The organism is Streptosporangium carneum (genome assembly GCF_027922005.1).
Lineage (GTDB): Bacteria > Actinomycetota > Actinomycetes > Streptosporangiales > Streptosporangiaceae > Streptosporangium > Streptosporangium carneum.
In genome coordinates this window covers 536,503-553,076 of record NZ_BSEV01000002.1, presented here as the reverse complement: position 1 = coordinate 553,076, position 16,574 = coordinate 536,503, and the positions used below count along the sequence as shown (strand labels likewise).

The following is a 16,574-nucleotide window of genomic DNA, read 5'->3' as shown; positions in this document are numbered from 1 at the left end:
GCTCGATGACCTTGTGGCCGAAGCCAGGAGGAACAAGAATCAGATCACTATGCCCAAAGCGACTATTCCCCCCTTATCACTCCTCCCGGGTCGTGTCCTCCTGACCCGCGGGTCCCTCGGGGCCCGCGGCGACGGCGGCGCTCGACGATCGTGAACCGGTGAACGAGGAGACGATGCTCGGACAGCCGCAGGCGGACTCGCCCACGGCCGTCGGCGTCACCCCGAGATTCTCGCCCATGGCCCTCCTGCGGGCCTGCCGCCCGCGCCAGTGGCTGAAGAACGGCCTGGTCTTCGCGGCGCCCGCGGCCGCCGGAGTGCTGTTCACCGTCCAGGGGATGCTGGACGCGCTGATCGCCTTCGCCGCCTTCTGCGCCGCGGCGAGCGGGGCCTACATGCTCAACGACGCCGCCGACGTCGAGGCCGACCGCCGCCACCCCCGCAAGCGCAACCGCCCGATCGCCGCGGGACTGGTCTCGGTACGGCTCGCCAGGGCCGTCGGGGTCGGGCTGGTGGTGCTGGCCCCCGCGATCGCCGCGCTCTCCGGCGGCTGGCGTCTGCCGCTCGTCGTCGCGGGCTACCTGTCGCTGACCTTCTCCTACACCTACTACCTCAAGCACCAGGAGGTGGTCGACCTCGTCGCGGTCGCGGGCTGCCACGTGATCCGGGCCTTCGCCGGAGCGATCGCGGTCCAGGTGCCGGTGACGAGCTGGTTCCTCGTGGTGATCTCGCTCGGCTCGCTCCAGCTCGTCGCGGGCAAGCGCGAGACCGAGCTGCGCGCCTCCCTCGGCAACTCCACGGGCAACGCCACCCGGGCCATCCTGGCGGCCTACACGCCCGGCTACCTGGCCAACGTCAGGGCGATGGCCTCCGGGGCCATGATCGTGACCTACTGCCTGTGGGCGCTGAACGAGCACCCGGGCCCCTTCTATCCGATCAGCATCGTCCCCTTCGTGCTCATCGTCCTGCGACACAACCTGCTGGTCGACCGGGGCGTCGGAGAGGAGCCCGAGGAACTCGCCCTGCGTGACCGGCCCCTGCAGTTGTTCGTCGCCCTTCTTCTCCTTCCGCTCCTGATCGGGATCTACCTGACATGACCTTGCTGACCGGCTGGGGCCGTACCGCGCCCACCGCCGCGCACCTGGCCCGGCCCCGCTCCCGCGAGGAGGTCGCCGAGCTCGTACGGCGGGCCTCCGACCGCGGTGTGGCGGCCAGAGGACTCGGCCGCTCCTACGGCGACGCCGCGCAGAACGCGGGCGGACTCGTCCTCGACTGCACCGCGCTGACCTCGTGGTCCCTGGACGAGACCACGGGCCTGGTCACCGCCGCCGCGGGGCTGAGCCTGCACGACCTGATGAAGGCCCTGGTGCCGAGGGGCTGGTTCGTCCCCGTCACGCCCGGCACCAGGCACGTGACGGTCGGCGGAGCCGTGGCGACCGACGTCCACGGCAAGAACCACCACGCGGACTCCTCCTTCGGCGCGCACCTGACCTCCCTCACGCTGGTCACGGCCGAGGGCGACAGCCGTACGCTCACCCCCGCCGACGACCTGTTCTGGGCCACGGTGGGCGGCATGGGCCTCACCGGGGTGATCACCGAGGCGGTCTTCCGGTGCGTGCCGATCGAGACCTCGCGCATGCGGGTCGACGTCGAGCGCACCCGCGACCTGGACCACACCCTCGAGACCATGACCGCCACCGACGACCGCTACCGCTACACGGTCGCCTGGATCGACCTGCTCGCCTCCGGCGGCCGGATGGGCCGCAGCGTGCTCACCCGGGGCGACCACGCGGGCCGCGACGAGTTGCCCAGGGGCGCGGACCCGCTGGCGTTCGCCCCGGGGTCGACGCTGAAGGCCCCGCCGTGGGCGCCGAACGGCCTGCTCAACCCGCTGACCGTGCGGGCCTTCAACGAGGCGTGGTACCGCAGGGCGCGGCCCGCGACCGGCCTGGTCCAGGGGATCGCGCCGTTCTTCCACCCGCTGGACTTCGTGGAGGGCTGGAACCGGGTCTACGGCTCGAACGGCTTCGTCCAGTACCAGTTCGTCGTGCCCTTCGGCGAGGAGACGACGCTGCGGCGGATCGTCTCCCGCCTCTCCGCCGAGGGCGTGGTCTCCTTCCTGACCGTGCTCAAGCGGTTCGGCCAGGCGACGCCGGGGATGCTGTCGTTCCCGATCCCCGGCTGGACCCTCGCCCTGGACATCCCCGCGGGCCGCAGGGGGCTGGCCGGGCTGCTGAGGGAGTTCGACGGCTGGGTCGCCGAGGCCGGCGGCCGGATCTACCTGGCCAAGGACTCCCGGATGTCGGCGCGGGACGCGGCCGTGATGTATCCCAGGCTCCAGGAGTGGCGCAAGGTCCGCGACGAGGCGGATCCCGCCGGGGTCTTCCGCTCGGACCTGGCCAGAAGGCTGGCGTTGTGAGGCGGGGCCCGCTCCGTGAGGTGAGGCCGCTGCCCGAGAGACCGGTGCCGTCAGGCCCGGTGAGGAGGTGCGTTCCCGTGAGGTCCTGTTCCGTGCGGTCGTCGAGGAGGCCTGCTCAGTGAAGAACTCCCTGGGCTCGGTCGACACCGTGCTGCTGCTGGGCGGGCGCAGTGAGATCGGTCTGGCGATCGTCGAGCGCCTGGTCCGCGACGGGGCGCGCAAGGTCGTGCTCGCGGCCCGCGACCCCGGCGACACGCCCCCGGTGATCGGGGCCGCGCAGGTGCACCTGCTGGAGTTCGACGCCTCCCGTCCCGAGACGCACGGCGAGGTGATCGAGGCCGCGGTGAAGCTGGTCGGCGACCTCGACGTGGTGATCCCCGCCTTCGGCGTCCTGGGCAGCCAGGAGGTCTACGACGCCGACCCGGTGGCCGCCGCGCGGGCGGTCGCCGTCAACTACGGCGGACACGTCTCCGCGGGGCTCTCCGCCGCCCGGCGCCTGCGCGAGCAGGGCCACGGCACGCTGGTCGTCCTGTCGTCGGTCGCCGGCATCAGGGTGCGCCGGGCCAACTTCGTCTACGGCTCGGCCAAGGCGGGCCTGGACGGTTTCGCCCAGGGACTCGGCGACGCGCTGCACGGCTCGGGGGCCCGGGTGATGATCGTGCGGCCCGGCTTCGTCGTCGGCAGGATGACCAAGGGGATGTCCCCGGCGCCGCTGTCCTCCACGCCGGGCCAGGTCGCCGACGCGGTGGTCGCGGGCCTGCGCTCGGACGCCGAGGTGGTGTGGGTGCCCGGTGCGTTGCGCGTCCTCTTCGCGGTGATGCGTGTCCTGCCCCGCGCGGTCTGGCGAAGGATGCCCCGCTGAGACATTTCCGCCGGCCTTTCTCCGCCCTGCCGCGGAAAAAGGTCAGGGCATAGGGCGGAGAAATCAGGACGCCTTTCGGGAAAAGCCGTTCGATTGCCGTCCCGGCGGGGGAGTGGAACGCATCCAATTCCCTTCCCCCGCCGGACGGCATTCTCCGGATGGTTTCTCTGGCCCTTTTCCCGTGACTTCTTCCTGGGTGTTTCCGGTGCTCTCTCCCCGGTTCTTCCGAGGGTCGCCGGAGCTCGCGCCCGCCCCTTCGCGGGCCGCCGGAGCCGGTCCTACGCGCCGGGGCTTCGCAGGACGGCGACGACGATGCCCAGCTCGACCGGGGACAGCATCACCCCCAGCACCTCGGCCGCCTCGGCGCCGTGAAGCCGTACCAGCTCGTCGTAGTGGCGGCGGGCCGAGTCGGCCATCCGCGCGTGCGTCCGGTGCGTGTGCTCGGAGACGTCGGTCAGCTCGACCACCTCCAGGCCGGACTCCTCGACCAGCTTGCGGTAGGCGTCCAGCGTGAGCACCGGGCTCAACGCCATGCTCTCCAGCAGGTCGCGCTGCCCGTCGCTGAGCGGCTCGCGTTCGAGCAGGTCGGAGATGACGATCCGGCCGCCGGGCCGCACCACGCGACCGAGCTCGCGCAACGCGGGCGGCCGGTCCATGTGGATCAGCGACTCGATCGCCCAGGCCGCGTCGAAGGAGTCGTCGGCGTACGGCAGCTCCAGGGCGTCGGCGAGCTCGAACGACACCCGCTTCTCGACCCCCAGGGCCCGGGCCCGGCGGTTGGCCTCGTCGATCTGGCCCCGGTCGATCGAGACGCCGAGGACCTCGGCGCCCGTGACCTGGGCGAGCCGGAAGGCCGGCGCGCCGATCCCGCAGCCCAGGTCCAGCACGCGGTCGCCGGACGACGCCCCGAGTTTGCCGGTCAGCAGCTCCTCGGTGCGCTCGACCGCCTGCCGGTCGGAGCTGTCGTCGTCGTCGGACAACCAGTAGCCGACGTGGAAGCTGTCGCCCCAGATGGTGGTCAGGACATGGGTGGCGACGTCATAGAAGTCGGAGATGTCCGCGGAACTCGGCATGGTGTTGTCAGTGGTCATATCCATCTCCAGTGGTCGGAAGCGGGGATTGGTGTCCGAATCACGCGAGCCACACGACACGTTCCGGTGAACGATCCAAACCGATTCTCCGCGAAACGGAGGGGGGCGGATCCCGGCAGAATATATCGCCGCCCTGTATTCCCGGCAAGATAAACAATTCCCCGGATCTGGTTTTTCGGTTCGGATGCGTGAGGCGGTCGGAGAAGGCGTTCTCGCACTCCCCGGGCAGCCGCAGGACGGTCGTCCGGCGGCTGCCGTTCTCATGGGGCCGGGCGCGCCGGTGAGGGTCAGCCCGTGCCGTAGACCTCTTCGAGCGCGTCGGTGAGGGTGAGGCAGATCTCCTCGACGTCGGTCTCCGAGGTCACGAACGCCGGAGCCAGCACGATCCAGTCGTCCTGGCCGCGAAGGATCAGGCCGCGCCGCAGGCACGCCTGGGAGACCAGGGCGCCGACGTCGCGCCCCTCCGGATCGGACAGCTTGATCCCGAACAGGAGGCCCACGGAGCGGACCGTGCCGCGCTCGCCGACCGCCTGTTCCAGGCGAGGGTGCAGCAGGGCGGCCAGCCTCTGGACGACGTCGGTGAAGCCTCCCTGCCTGAAGTGGGTGACCGAGGCGAGACCCGCCGCGGAGGAGAGCGGGTTGGCCGAGTAGGTGTGGGTCGGGCCGAAGGTCAGCGAGCCGCTGGCGACGCCGAGCGCCTGCGCGACGCGTTCGTGGATCAGCACCGCGGCCAGCGGGGAGTAGCCGCCGGAGATCCCCTTGCCCGTGCACAACAGGTCGGGCGTCACACCGAAGGTCTGCGCCGCGAAGGGCTGTCCGGTACGGCCGAAGCCGGTCACGATCTCGTCGAAGATCAGCAGGATGTCGTGCCGGTCGCAGATCTCCCGGATCCGCGCAAGGTACTCCGGCGTCGGGATCGCCATCGCGCGCTGCTGGATGACGGGCTCGATGATCAGCGCCGCCACCGAGTCCGGGCCCTCGGCCTCGATCGTCCGCTCCAGCATCGACGCGGCCAGCGCGCCGGACTCCTTGGCGGGCACGTCCCAGAAGGACTCGAAGCAGTCCGGCGGCCACACGTGCACCACGTTGGGCAGCGGGGGGCCGAACATGCTGCTGACACCGGGGACACCCGTCAGGGACAGCGCGCCGAACGTCGAACCGTGGTAGCCGTGGTAGTAGCTGAGGATCTTCACCTTGCCCGCCGCGCCCTGGAGGCGGTGGTAGAAGCGCGCGAGCTTCGCCGCGGTCTCGATGCTCTCCGAACCGCCGCTGACCAGCTTCGCCGCCCTGATCCCCGGCGGCGCCAGATCCACCAGCGCGTCGGCCAGGGCCAGCGCGACCCGGTTCGTCCCGTGCAACGGCGGGTTGAAGGCCATCTTCTGCAACTGCTCCGTCATCGCCTTGATGATCGGCTGGCAGTCGTATCCGAAACAGGTGACGAACACCCCGGACATCGCGTCGAGATAGCCGCGTCCGGCCGCGTCGAACAGGCGGACCCCCTTGCCCGACTCGAAGAGGATGGAGTTCTCCGAGTAGGGGACCTCGAAGCAGAACGACGAGATGTCGGCCGGCCAGGTGGAATCGGTTCGGCGTTGGTCAAGCATGGGCTCCTGCTCCTCCTGCGGAAGAATCGAACGAAAGACTGAAGCCGTGTCCGCGCGCCCTCCCCGAGAACCAAGGCACGCTCACCGCGGTCCGCCGCGACACGGCGGACAGGCGGTGGCAGGAGAGCCGGCACACCTCCCCGCCAGGGCCTACCGGCTCTCCTTCCGGTCGCCGCCGACCAGGGACGGTGGGGGTCGCCTGCGCTCGCTACCGAACCGTCGCACCCGTTTCCCGGCGGTCGCATCTTCCAAATTGCGGAGTCCTCGCCCTGCCCGCACGCCTTTTCGGCCCCCTGCGCTCCGGTCCTCGGACCCGTCCGAACCCCGGAGGCCGCCCCGGGCGCGGGGGCCGGCCGTCACGTCCGCTCGGCCGTGACGAAGACGAACGTTCCCGGACCCGACTCGGCGCGCACGGTCATTCCGGCCTCGGCCAGCCACGTCCTGACGTCGTCGAGCTCGAGCAGCCGCAGGCCGTCCTCGTGGTTCGGGAAGTGGTGGCCGCGCTGGAAGTGCCGGTAGACCGGGTCGGGGCTCCACCTGAAGGTCATCAGCGTGAAGGTGCCTCCGGGACGCAGGCACCGGCCCACCTCGGCGATCGCCGCCGCCGCCTCGTCGGGGAAGGCCTGCAGGGCGTTCCAGCACATCGCCGCGCCCAGGGTCGCGTCGCCGAACGGCAGAGTGCCGCCGCTGCCCAGGATCGCGGGCACTCGCGGCAGCCTGGCCCGCAGCGCGGTCAGCATGGGCACGCCGACGTCCAGTGCGATCACCCGCTCGGCGCCGACGGCCTCCGCCAGCACCGCCGTCCAGCGGCCCGCGCCCGCCCCGAGGTCGAGGACGGGGCCGTCGACCGGGCTGACGTGCTCGGCGATGTGGGCGTCCTCGTCGGCGAGCGTCACCGCGCCGCCCCAGTTGGAGCCGATCGCCCGCAGGAACGCCGGACGGAGCACGGCCTCGTAGTACAGGCCCATGGTCGGCATGGCGGCCAGCTTCTGCAGCAGGTCCGCGGTCACGTCGTCGGCGACCTCGGAGCCGCGCGTTCCGGGGAACAGGTCGAGGATGCCGTTCGCGATCGGGAACGCCGTGTCGCAGCCGGCGCACCGGACACCGCCGTCCCCGTCCCCGCCGAAGGACAGCGGGCCGTGGCAGTTCGGGCAGCGGAACGCGTCGGCGTGCCTGGCGAAGAGCTCGGCTCCGCTGCCCGTGGAGGCGGCTCTCAGCGTCTCGCCCGCCGGGACCGAGGGGGTGGCGACGACCTTCGGGGGGCCGTTGAGCACCGCCCAGTACGCCTTCGCGCCCGAGTGCCCCATGAGCGTCCTGGTGTCGTTCTGCCAGTTCCTGAGGAACTGCGCGTCGCTCAGCTCCCTGATCCACGCCTGGTCGAAATCGCGTTCGCCGTCGTCCAGTGCCCAGACCGAGGGGGACGGCCACACCCGGCCCAGATCCGGGTTGTCCCGGTCAGGACGCCTGAGGATGCGGTCGGTCCTGGTCAGGTCCTCCTGGTCGAGCGAGAGTTTCTCCGCCACGGCGAGGACGCGCTCCCGGTCGCCGGGGAAGTGCGCGAGCAGGTAGAGCAGGGCCAGCGTCGACGGCTGCCCGTTCGCGCCCCTGCCGAGCAGGTCGAGGTACAGGTCGAGGCCTCGCCGTACCGCGGCGGAGACCTCGCCGTCGGTCGCGGGGAACTCCGCCTCCGCCAGCAGGCCGAGCAGGACGGCCAGATATCCCCTGAGGCCGTCGTCGACCTCCTCCAGCCTCGCCACCAGGGCGGGTACGGCGGGCAGCGCGAGGCCGGTCAGGGCGCCGTCGTTCCACAACGCGCCGACCAGCCGGCCGTACCGCGCGTCCCGCCGCTCGGGCGCCGCGTCCGTGAAGGAGTCCAGCAGTTCGGCGACGGTCGGATGCGTGGTGGAGCTCTTCATGTGCGCGTCCTTTCACGAAAGGTGAGAGGGGCACGTCGGCCGCGTCCAGGCACCGGGGCCCGGCTCGCTCCGGCGCCTCGTCCGGCGGTACCCGCCTTCAGAGATCGTGCCACCGGCGCCCCGCCGGGTCTTCTCCCAGCATGCGCACCCGCCTGTTTCCGGCACGCGCGCCGGCCGGCTCCGAGGTGGGGGCGCTTCACGCGAGGGGTTCGGCGTGGGGTTCCGCGTGACGGCCCGTGCGGGGGCTCCGTGCCGGGATGCGGCGTGCGGGCTCGCGGTCACACGGCGACGGCGCGGACGCCCGGGGGAATCTCCGGGACGGCTGTCGATTCCACGGTGATCCGTTCGTCGTTTCTGTGAAGGACCGAACACAAGGACGGAACACGAGGAAGGAGAGCCAGATGGCTCAGTACGCGATCCTGATCTACGAGCGCGAGACCCCCAACGGTGTGGCGGACCTTCCGCCCGAGGTGCTCGAGGCGCACATGCGCGTGCCGGAGAAGGTCGAGGAGCTGGGGGGCAAGATCCTCAACGCTCAGGCGACGCAGCCGACCTCGACCGCGGCGACGATCCGGGGCGACGCCGTCACCAGCGGCGCGTTCGTCCAGAGCGAGGAGGCCCTGTCCGGCTTCTTCGTGGTCGAGGCGCGCGACCTCGACCACGCGCTGGCCATCGGCAAGCTGGTCCCCATCGTGAGCGGCGGCGTCGAGGTGCGCCCTCTTCTGTCCGAGTGAGCTGGGCTCTTCCCGGATGACCGGGGCGTGCCCGGCGCGCCCCGCCCAGGCCGGGCCGCCAGGCCGCGTGACACGGGCGCGCGCCGTCGTGGAGGGGCCCCTGCGCCCGCCGCGACGGCGCGGCGCCCGTGACCGGGGCTTCGGGCGGAGAACGCGCTGAAGAAAGGAGAGCGGCGTGCGAAAAGTGATTCTGTACATGCAGCTGACGGTCGACGGTTTCACCGAGGGGCCGGAAGGAGAGATGGACTGGCTCAAGGTCGACGAGGAGACCTGGAGGTTCATCAACGACCTTCTCGACCCGGCGGACACCGCCCTCCTCGGGCGGGTGACCTACGAGGTCTTCGAGAGCTCGTGGCCCGAGGTGGCCAAGGACCCGTCGAGCCCGAAGGAGGAGGTCGAGTACGCCCGCTGGATCGAGGAGACGCCCAAGGTCGTCTTCTCCAGGAGCCTGGACCGGGTCGGGTGGAAGAACACCAGGCTGGCGAAGGGCGACCTCGCCGAGGAGATCGCCGAGCTGAAGGGTCAGCCCGGCGGGAACATGATTCTTTTCGGCGGTATCGGCATCGCGCGGGCCTTCATGCGGCTGGGCCTGATCGACGAGTACCGCCTCCTGGTCAACCCGTCCCTCATCGGCGCGGGCAAGCCGCTGTTCGGCGATCCCGAGGCCAGGGCCGACCTGAGACTCATCGAGGCGCAGACGTTCGCCTCCGGAGTCGTCGGTCTCTACTACGAAACCGACAGGTCGGCTTGAACACCCCGGAGTCACGGGGTAAATTCAACCCACTGGTTAAACAACCAAGCGGGTGAATACTCATGGCGGTTGATCAGCTCAGCAACACCTTCGCGGCACTGGCCGATCCGACCCGTCGCGCGATCCTCGCGCGGCTGGCCCACGGTGAGGCCACGGTCGGCGAGCTGGCCGCGCCGTTCTCCATGAGCGTTCAGGCCGTCTCGAAGCATCTGAAGGTGTTGGAGCGCGCCGGACTGATCACGCGTGGTCGAGCGGCGCAGCAGCGGCCGGCGCGGCTGCGGGGAAGGCCGCTCGAAGACGCCGCCAACTGGCTCGAGCGCTACCGGCAGTTCTGGGAGGGCAGTTTCGACCGCCTCTCCGATCACCTCCGAGAGATCCAGAAGGACAACGCACATGACTGAGACCTCATCCACACAGGGCGCGGACGCCGGAGACGCGTCCCGCGGCTTCACGATCACCCGCATCCTGGACGCGCCCCGCGAGCTGGTGTTCAAGGCCTGGACCGAGCCCGAGCACTTCACCCACTGGTTCGGCCTGCCCGGCTCGACCCTGCCCGTCGCGACGATCTCGATGGACGTCAGGCCGGGCGGGACCTGGAGCGCGCTCATGTTCGACGGCCCCGAGCGCACGGAGCTGCCGTTCGCCGGCAAGTACCTCGAGGTGGTCGAGCCCGAGCGGCTCGTGCTCACCCTCGCCCACCCCGGCGACCCGACCAACCCGAACGTCGAGGTGATGACCGTCGTCCTCACCGACCTCGGCGACAAGACCGAGATGGTGTTCCAGCAGTCCGGACACCTCTCCGAGGAGGAATACGCCCAGGTCAAGGAAGGAAACACGATTTTCTTCGGTCGGCTGGCCGACTACCTGGCGCAAGTCTGAGAAAACGGGGCCGATGATGATGAGCGAGAACACGATGACCGCAGTCCGCGCGACACGACGGGAGTGGGCCGGGCTGGCGGTGCTGGCGTTGCCCACCTTGCTTATCACTTTCGACCTTTTCGTCTTGCTGCTCGCGCTGCCGTACCTGAGCGCGGATCTGAAGGTCAACAGCACCGAGCAGTTGTGGATCCTGGACATCTACGGATTCATGGTCGGCGGATTCCTGATCACGATGGGCAACCTCGGTGACCGGATCGGCCGCAGGAAGCTGCTGATGTTCGGCGCCACCGCGTTCGGCGTGGCCTCCGTGATCTCGGCCTACTCCACCAGCCCGGAGATGCTGATCGCGGCCAGGGCGCTCCTCGGGATCGCCGGGGCGACGCTGGCGCCGTCCACGCTGTCGCTGATCAGCAACATGTTCCGCGATCCCAAGCAGATGGGGGTGGCGATCGGCATCTGGGCGGGCTGCTTCTCGCTGGGCGCCATCCTCGGCCCGATCGTCGGCGGGGTGATGCTGGAGCACTTCTGGTGGGGCTCGGTGTTCCTGCTGGGCGTGCCGGTGATGGTGCTGCTGCTCGTGCTCGGTCCGGTGCTGCTGCCCGAGTACCGCGCGCCGGAGCCGGGCCGTCTCGACCTGACCAGCGTCGCGATGTCGCTGGCGGCGATCCTGCCGTTCATCTACGGCGTCAAGGAGCTGGCGAGGGAGGGCTGGGCACCGGTGCCGATCGCCGGCCTCGTGGTCGGCCTGGTCTTCGGCGTGCTGTTCGTACGGCGGCAGCGCGCGCTGGCCGACCCGCTGCTCGACCTGAGCCTGTTCGGCAACCGCGACTTCAGCACCATGCTGCTGAGCCTGCTGGCCTACGGCATGATCGCGGCCACCACGCTGCTGTTCATCACTCAGTACTTCGAGTCGGTCTCGGGACTGTCGCCGCTGCAGGCCGCCCTGGGCCTGCTGCCGGGAATGGCCATCGCCGTCGTGAGCACCATGGTCTCGCCGATCCTGGCCCGCTGGATCCGTCCCGCCTACCTCATCTCGGGCGGCCTGGTCGGAGTCGTGGCGAGCATGGTCTGGTTCACCCAGATCGACCCGGACTCGGGGCCGACGAGCCTGGTGATCGGGTTCGCCGTCATCGGCCTGTGCGACGGGCCGCTGCTGACCCTGGGCACCAACCTGGTCGTCGGGTCCGCCCCGCCGGAGAAGGCGGGTTCCGCCTCCTCGATGGCGCAGATCAGCAACGAGTTCGGCGCGGCTCTCGGCGTCGCGACCGTGGGCACCATCGGCACCTTCGTGTACCGCACCCAGATCGCCGACTCCATCCCCGAGGGCATTCCCGCGGAGGCGGCCAAGACCGCCGGCGAGAGCATCGCGGGCGCGGGCGCGGTGGCCGGAGAACTGCCGGCCCAGACCGCCTCGACCCTGCTCACCGCGGCCCGCGAGGCCTTCACCACGGGGCTGAACGTCGTCGCCGTCGTCGGCGTCGCCCTTGTGAGCATCGCCATCGTTCTCATCATGACCCTGCTGCGCCACCTGCCTCCCATGAACGAGGCCGACCAGGGCGCGGAGGAGGACGGCCAGGCCACAGATGAGGAGAGCCTGGAACCGCAGACGGTCGAGGACCTGCCCCAGCGGTAGTCCGACGACCCCCGAAGCCGCCCACGCGCCAGCGTGGGTGTGGCCGCCGGAATCGCCGAGGGGTCCGGCGATTCCGGCACAGGCCACCTGGGCCGGGGGCGTGAAGGCGACCGAGCCGAAGCGCCCGCGGCACAGCACGAACCACCGAGGGTGTCCACCCAGGGCACCGCGACGAGGAGGAGTGAAGACGTGAAGCACCTGCTGCTGATCTACATGAACCCCACGGTCTGGGACGCCCTGTCCGACGGGGAGCGCAACGAGGTGATGCAGGGTCACGACGACTTCTACAAGACGGTCACCGAGTCCGGTGAGCTGGTCAGCAGGGAGGCGATCACCTACCCCGCGGAGACCGCGACCGTCCGGGTGCGCGACGGCGTCAGGGAGGTGACGGACGGACCGCATCTGGAGGGCAAGGAGTTCCTCGCCGCCTACTACCTGGTCGACTGCGAGAGCAAGGAACGCGCGATCGAGCTGGCCGCCCTCATCCCGGACGCCCGGATCAACGCGGTCGAGGTACGGCCGCTCATCGACCTGGACTGAGCTCCGGCCGACGTGCGGCCCGCCCTTCACGGCCGTGTCCCGCCTGCCGGGCGCGCTCGCTCTCGCGTCCGTCTCCCGTCGTCCGGGCGGTCATTCCGGCTGGACGGTGCTGAGACGCCGTCGCGGCGTGGCGAACCGGCGCATGACCGGGCGCTCGACCAGGCTGAACAGCAGCCAGGCCAGCAGCAGCGTGGCCGCGAACAGCGACGCGGCCACGCCGAAGGCGGCCGGAGCGTCCCAGCTGCCGCCGCCGAGCAGTTGGTGGCCGTAGGTCAGGACCAGCTGCACCCACATGTAGAAGGCGAAGGACACCTCGCCCAGCCAGACCATGACGCGGCCGGACAGCCAGGTCGGGCGGTTCTCCGTGTCGGCGACGGCGCCGGCGGCGATGAGCAGACCGAGGGGAACGGTCATGAAGGCCACGATGCTGAAACGTGGCGGGACCAGCGGTTCCACGGCGAACGCGACGACGGCGAGCAGCGCCGCGCCTCGCAGACTCAAGGGGAGCCTCTGGCCGGTCATGACGATCCGGGCCAGAAGGATGCCGAACACGAAGTCCAGCATCCGCACCGGCGGGAGCTGGTAGATGAAGTACGTGTCCCACTCGGTGATCCCCACCACGGGGAACGGCTCCTGGTCGGGCAGCAGGCCCGCCAGGACCGGGACGAGGAAGATCAGTGCCACTACGCCCGCCGTCCAGGCCCAGAGCCGCTCTGGCCGGATCCGTTTGACGAGGGAGATCAGGAACGGGAACGCGAAGTAGAACAGGGCCTCGCAGGAGAGCGACCACGCCACCGAGTTGACGCTCGCCCTGACCTCCAGGTCCGGGGAGTACGACTGCACCAGGAACAGGTTGAGGACCGTGACGCCGCCGTCGACGGTCGCCTTCTGCACCCAGATCAGTCCCGCGAGGGCCACGACGAAGGTGACGAGATGGTTGGGGTAGATCTTGCAGGCACGACGCCGCCAGAACGTCGCCTTGGTGTCCGTCTGACGCGCCGACCAGGTGAGGACGAAGCCGCTGAGGATGAAGAAACAGCTGACCCCGGCCGCGCCCGCGAGCCAGAAGATCTTGAAGTAGACGGTTTCCGCCGCCGGTGAGGCGAACACGTGCTCGTGTATCACCAGGAGGCAGAAGACCATCGCCGCGGCGATGAACCGCAGACCTGTGAGGGAGGGAAGCCGGGTTCTCCGGGAGGCCGTTCCGGCCTCGACCTTTTGTGAAAGCGCCGCCATTCGATGCACCTCCGTGCTGACAATGGCTTACGGCCGATGAAAAGACGGCCCGGCGCGCCCCATCGCTGCCCGATGCCGTGATCCCCCGATCTGAGGCATGAGCGTAGCATTTATGTGATGTAATTCGCATGCCCGAAATGTCGCTGTTATCAATTCGAAACTGCCCTTCCGGGTGATTGGCGACGGCCGCCTTGGAGGCGTCCCCGTCGCTGCCGGGAGAGCGGGCAGGCGACGTTCTCGGTGATGTCCTCGCAGCTCGTCGGCCATTTTCCGGAAGCGGTCGCCGGGGTCGTCGTCGGCCATGCCTCGCCTTTTCCGGCCTGTCGAGGAGTCGTCCTCCGCCTCGCGCGCACGGCTGTTCCCCGTGTCGAGGGAGGCTCCTTTTCGGAGTTTTCCCGGTTACGCGTTATGGTCATTCAGAAAAAGTCGTACGGTGCTCTCCGGTAACGCTTTTCAACATAATTCGGTAATCTTTTCTTGCGCTAATCTGTAAATTCCCCGCCGCCCGGGAAGACGGGAGCGGCGGTCACTCTCCCGCGAGGGCGGCGCGCATGCCGGCGAGGAGGATCCGCAGGCCGTACTCGAAGCCCGCGTCGCTGTCGGCGTCGAACAGGTCGTCCAGCGCCTGTGCGGTGAGGGGGAAGCGCTCGGCGTCGAGGGAGGCCGCGAACCGTTCGGTCCCGTAGGGGTTGTCCTCGCCGTACGCCGCGCCGGTGCGCGCCTGCTCCTCGATGGTGAATCCGACGGTGTAGTGCAGGAGGGCGGGGAAGGCGCGGGCGGCGTCGCGGAGGGGGAATCCCGCGTCCCGCATCGTCCGCAGGGCCAGCTCGGTCACCCGGAAGATGGTCGGCTCGGTGACGTGGGTGCCCGCCACGACTCTGGCCCCGTCCCGGTGGCGCAGCATCATGCGGCGCAGCCGCCTGGCCGCGTCGCCGAGCCACTCGCTCCACGAGACGCCGCGTCCCGGCATTTCCATCCCTTCGACGGCCTCGACGAGCATGAGGCCCGCCATGGCGTCGAGCAGCTCCTGTTTGTTCTTGACGTGCCAGTAGAGGGCGGGGGCCTGGACGCCGAGCTCCCCGGCCACAAGGCGCATGGTGAGCCCGTCGAGGCCGACGTCGTCGAGCAGCCGCAGCGCGGTCCGCGCGATCGCCTCGGGAGTGATCTTCATCTTGCCCTCCTCGCTGGAACGCTTGACACCTTAACATCGTTCAGTTAATCCTTAACGCAGTTAAATTTAACGGCGTTAAGGAGAGGGTGCGATGGACGCGGACGTGGTGATCGCGGGTGGCGGCCCGACGGGGCTGATGCTCGCCTGCGAACTGCGGCTGGCCGGGGTCGAGGTGGCCGTGCTGGACCGGCTCGCCGGGCGCAGCGGGGAGTCCCGGGCGGGCGGCATCCACGCCCGCAGCATGGAGGTGCTCGACCAGCGGGGTCTTGTCGACCGTTTCCTCGACGCCGGGCAGAGGGTGCCCGCGGGTCACTTCTCCGCGCTGTGGCTGGACCTCGGCCGCCTCGAGACCAGGTATCCCTTCATGCTCATGATCCTGCAGAGCGTCGTCGAGCGGCTGCTCGAGGAGCGCGCCGCGGAGCTCGGCGCGCGGGTGCGCTGGTCGTCCGAGGTGACGGGGGTCCGGCAGGACGATAGCGGCGTCGAGGTGGAGGTGCTCGGGCCCGGGGGAGCGGAGAGGCTGCGCGCGGGCTACCTGGTCGGCTGCGACGGCGGGCGCAGCGCGGTCCGCAGGCTCGCCGGCATCGACTTCCCCGGCACCCCGGCGACGATGACCGCGATGCTCGGCGACGTGATGCTCACGGACCCGCCGGCCGAACGGATCTTCCAGGAGCGAAGGGAGCACGGCTCCTTCTCCGTGCTGAAGTTCGGGGAGGACTGGTACCGGGTGCTGACCAACGAGTTCGACCATGTGGCCGACCGCGACGCCCCGGTGACCTTCGAGGGGCTGCGGGAGGCGTTCGCCAGGATCGCCGGAACCGACTACGGCATGCACAGCCCCCGCTGGGTCTCCCGGTTCGGCGACGCCGCGCGACAGGCCGCCGAGTACCGCAGGGGCCGGGTGCTGCTCGCGGGGGACGCGGCGCACATCCACTTCCCCGCGGGCGGGCAGGGGCTGAACCTGGGGCTGCAGGACGCGGTGAACCTCGGCTGGAAGATCGCCTCGGTGGTCCACGGTCGCACGCCGTGCGGGCTGCTGGACAGCTACCACGCCGAGCGGCATCCGGTCGCCGAGCGGGTGCTGCACAACACGCGGGCGCAGACGGTGCTGGGGCGTCCTGGCGAGCACATGACCGCGTTGCGCGAGGTGCTGGGCGGGCTCATCGAGTTCGACGACGTGAACCGGTCCCTGGGGAGCATGGTCACCGCGCTCGACGTCCGGTATCCGATGGGGGACGGGCATCCGCTGCTCGGCCGCAGGGTTCCCGACCTCGACCTCAGGACCTCCGCCGGTGACGTCCGCCTGTTCGAGCTGCTGCGCGCCGCCCGGCCCGTCCTGCTCGACCTCGGCGCGGATCCCGGCCGTGCTCCCCTCGCCGCCGGGATCGGCGCGGAGACCGGTGATCCCGGCGGCGAGGGGCTGTCCGAGGCGGCCGAGGGCTGGGCCGATCGCGTCGACCTCGTCGAGGCGGAGTGCCCGGCGGACGGCTGGGCCCTTCCGGACGCCGGAGAGGTTCCGGCTCCCGCCGCGCTGCTCGTCCGGCCCGACAGCCATGTCGCCTGGGCGGCCCCCAGGGGCGCCGCCCCCGACCTCCCCGCCCTCCGCTCCGCCCTCACCGCCTGGTTCGGCCCCGCCCGCTGAGCGGCTCCGCCCACCGCCACGTGTGACGGCCCCGGCGGTCGCCGTTCGAGCGGTTCCAGGAGGTCGGGAAGGGGCAGGGGTGTCACGGGGACACGAAAT

15 protein-coding genes are annotated in these 16,574 nt (G+C 70.3%); 10 read left to right on the top strand and 5 right to left on the bottom strand.

The annotated features are described in order from the left end of the window. The first annotated feature begins 173 nt into the window (after positions 1-173). The 3 genes from PKF00_RS08365 (at position 174) to dprE2 (ending at position 3,278) form a co-directional block, all read left to right on the top strand. Positions 174-1,094, top strand: coding sequence for a decaprenyl-phosphate phosphoribosyltransferase (locus PKF00_RS08365; RefSeq protein ID WP_425582270.1), 921 nt, complete (start codon positions 174-176; stop codon positions 1,092-1,094). Next, the gene (dprE1, locus tag PKF00_RS08360) at positions 1,091-2,416 is read left to right on the top strand and encodes a decaprenylphosphoryl-beta-D-ribose oxidase (protein ID WP_271216804.1); all 1,326 of its coding nucleotides are present in this window, start codon (positions 1,091-1,093) and stop codon (positions 2,414-2,416) included. The genes PKF00_RS08365 and dprE1 overlap by 4 nt, the downstream gene beginning before the upstream one ends. 118 nt (positions 2,417-2,534) lie before the next feature. Further along, entirely contained in the window at positions 2,535-3,278 is a 744-nt protein-coding gene (dprE2, locus tag PKF00_RS08355) for a decaprenylphospho-beta-D-erythro-pentofuranosid-2-ulose 2-reductase (protein WP_271217035.1), read from the top strand. Between the two features lie 278 nt (positions 3,279-3,556). On the opposite strand, the gene PKF00_RS08350 is transcribed toward dprE2, so the two are convergent. The 3 genes from PKF00_RS08350 to PKF00_RS08340 form a co-directional block, all read right to left on the bottom strand. Next, positions 3,557-4,369 carry a methyltransferase domain-containing protein gene (locus PKF00_RS08350; protein ID WP_271216803.1) on the bottom strand — a complete coding sequence of 271 codons (813 nt, stop codon included), beginning with the start codon at positions 4,367-4,369 and terminating at the stop codon, positions 3,557-3,559. A gap of 287 nt (positions 4,370-4,656) precedes the next feature. After that, positions 4,657-5,973: an aminotransferase family protein gene (locus PKF00_RS08345; protein ID WP_271216802.1), complete on the bottom strand. Its 1,317-nt coding sequence runs from the start codon at positions 5,971-5,973 to the stop codon at positions 4,657-4,659. A gap of 356 nt (positions 5,974-6,329) precedes the next feature. Further along, positions 6,330-7,889 (bottom strand): methyltransferase domain-containing protein, encoded by a 1,560-nt coding sequence (locus PKF00_RS08340; RefSeq protein WP_271216801.1) that lies wholly within the window; start codon positions 7,887-7,889, stop codon positions 6,330-6,332. A 401-nt stretch (positions 7,890-8,290) separates the two neighbouring features. Between PKF00_RS08340 and PKF00_RS08335 the strand changes: the two genes are divergently transcribed. From PKF00_RS08335 to PKF00_RS08310, 6 genes are all read left to right on the top strand, one after another. After that, on the top strand, positions 8,291-8,623 hold the full coding sequence (locus PKF00_RS08335; protein WP_271216800.1) for a YciI family protein: 333 nt from the start codon (positions 8,291-8,293) through the stop codon (positions 8,621-8,623). 175 nt (positions 8,624-8,798) lie between these two features. Next, on the top strand, positions 8,799-9,374 hold the full coding sequence (locus tag PKF00_RS08330; protein WP_271216799.1) for a dihydrofolate reductase family protein: 576 nt from the start codon (positions 8,799-8,801) through the stop codon (positions 9,372-9,374). Between the two features lie 62 nt (positions 9,375-9,436). Next, on the top strand, positions 9,437-9,775 hold the full coding sequence (locus PKF00_RS08325; RefSeq protein ID WP_271216798.1) for an ArsR/SmtB family transcription factor: 339 nt from the start codon (positions 9,437-9,439) through the stop codon (positions 9,773-9,775). Further along, on the top strand, positions 9,768-10,253 hold the full coding sequence (locus tag PKF00_RS08320; protein ID WP_271216797.1) for an SRPBCC family protein: 486 nt from the start codon (positions 9,768-9,770) through the stop codon (positions 10,251-10,253). Before PKF00_RS08325 ends, PKF00_RS08320 begins: the two co-directional genes overlap by 8 nt. Before the next feature lie 34 nt (positions 10,254-10,287). Further along, entirely contained in the window at positions 10,288-11,886 is a 1,599-nt protein-coding gene (locus PKF00_RS08315; RefSeq protein WP_271216796.1) for an MFS transporter, read from the top strand. 189 nt (positions 11,887-12,075) lie between these two features. After that, positions 12,076-12,426: a YciI family protein gene (locus tag PKF00_RS08310; RefSeq protein WP_271216795.1), complete on the top strand. Its 351-nt coding sequence runs from the start codon at positions 12,076-12,078 to the stop codon at positions 12,424-12,426. Positions 12,427-12,516: 90 nt separating this feature from the next. On the opposite strand, the gene PKF00_RS08305 is transcribed toward PKF00_RS08310, so the two are convergent. Both PKF00_RS08305 and PKF00_RS08300 read right to left on the bottom strand, forming a co-directional pair. Further along, positions 12,517-13,662, bottom strand: a complete 1,146-nt coding sequence (locus PKF00_RS08305; RefSeq protein ID WP_271216794.1) for an acyltransferase family protein — start codon at positions 13,660-13,662, stop codon at positions 12,517-12,519. Between the two features lie 526 nt (positions 13,663-14,188). Further along, positions 14,189-14,833, bottom strand: a complete 645-nt coding sequence (locus PKF00_RS08300) for a TetR/AcrR family transcriptional regulator C-terminal domain-containing protein (protein WP_271216793.1) — start codon at positions 14,831-14,833, stop codon at positions 14,189-14,191. A 91-nt stretch (positions 14,834-14,924) separates the two neighbouring features. Between PKF00_RS08300 and PKF00_RS08295 the strand changes: the two genes are divergently transcribed. Further along, complete coding sequence (locus PKF00_RS08295; protein ID WP_271216792.1) at positions 14,925-16,475, top strand: FAD-dependent monooxygenase; 1,551 nt, start codon at positions 14,925-14,927, stop codon at positions 16,473-16,475. Positions 16,476-16,574 lie beyond the last annotated feature (99 nt).

Coding starts and splice junctions, on each gene's coding strand:
- PKF00_RS08365 (WP_425582270.1), top strand. CDS start 174: ATGCTCGGACAGCCGCAGGCGGACTCGCCCACGGCCGTCGGCGTCACC.
- dprE1 (WP_271216804.1), top strand. CDS start 1,091: ATGACCTTGCTGACCGGCTGGGGCCGTACCGCGCCCACCGCCGCGCAC.
- PKF00_RS08350 (WP_271216803.1), bottom strand. CDS start 4,369: ATGACCACTGACAACACCATGCCGAGTTCCGCGGACATCTCCGACTTC.
- PKF00_RS08345 (WP_271216802.1), bottom strand. CDS start 5,973: ATGCTTGACCAACGCCGAACCGATTCCACCTGGCCGGCCGACATCTCG.
- PKF00_RS08340 (WP_271216801.1), bottom strand. CDS start 7,889: ATGAAGAGCTCCACCACGCATCCGACCGTCGCCGAACTGCTGGACTCC.
- PKF00_RS08335 (WP_271216800.1), top strand. CDS start 8,291: ATGGCTCAGTACGCGATCCTGATCTACGAGCGCGAGACCCCCAACGGT.
- PKF00_RS08325 (WP_271216798.1), top strand. CDS start 9,437: ATGGCGGTTGATCAGCTCAGCAACACCTTCGCGGCACTGGCCGATCCG.
- PKF00_RS08320 (WP_271216797.1), top strand. CDS start 9,768: ATGACTGAGACCTCATCCACACAGGGCGCGGACGCCGGAGACGCGTCC.
- PKF00_RS08315 (WP_271216796.1), top strand. CDS start 10,288: ATGACCGCAGTCCGCGCGACACGACGGGAGTGGGCCGGGCTGGCGGTG.
- PKF00_RS08305 (WP_271216794.1), bottom strand. CDS start 13,662: ATGGCGGCGCTTTCACAAAAGGTCGAGGCCGGAACGGCCTCCCGGAGA.
- PKF00_RS08300 (WP_271216793.1), bottom strand. CDS start 14,833: ATGAAGATCACTCCCGAGGCGATCGCGCGGACCGCGCTGCGGCTGCTC.
- PKF00_RS08295 (WP_271216792.1), top strand. CDS start 14,925: ATGGACGCGGACGTGGTGATCGCGGGTGGCGGCCCGACGGGGCTGATG.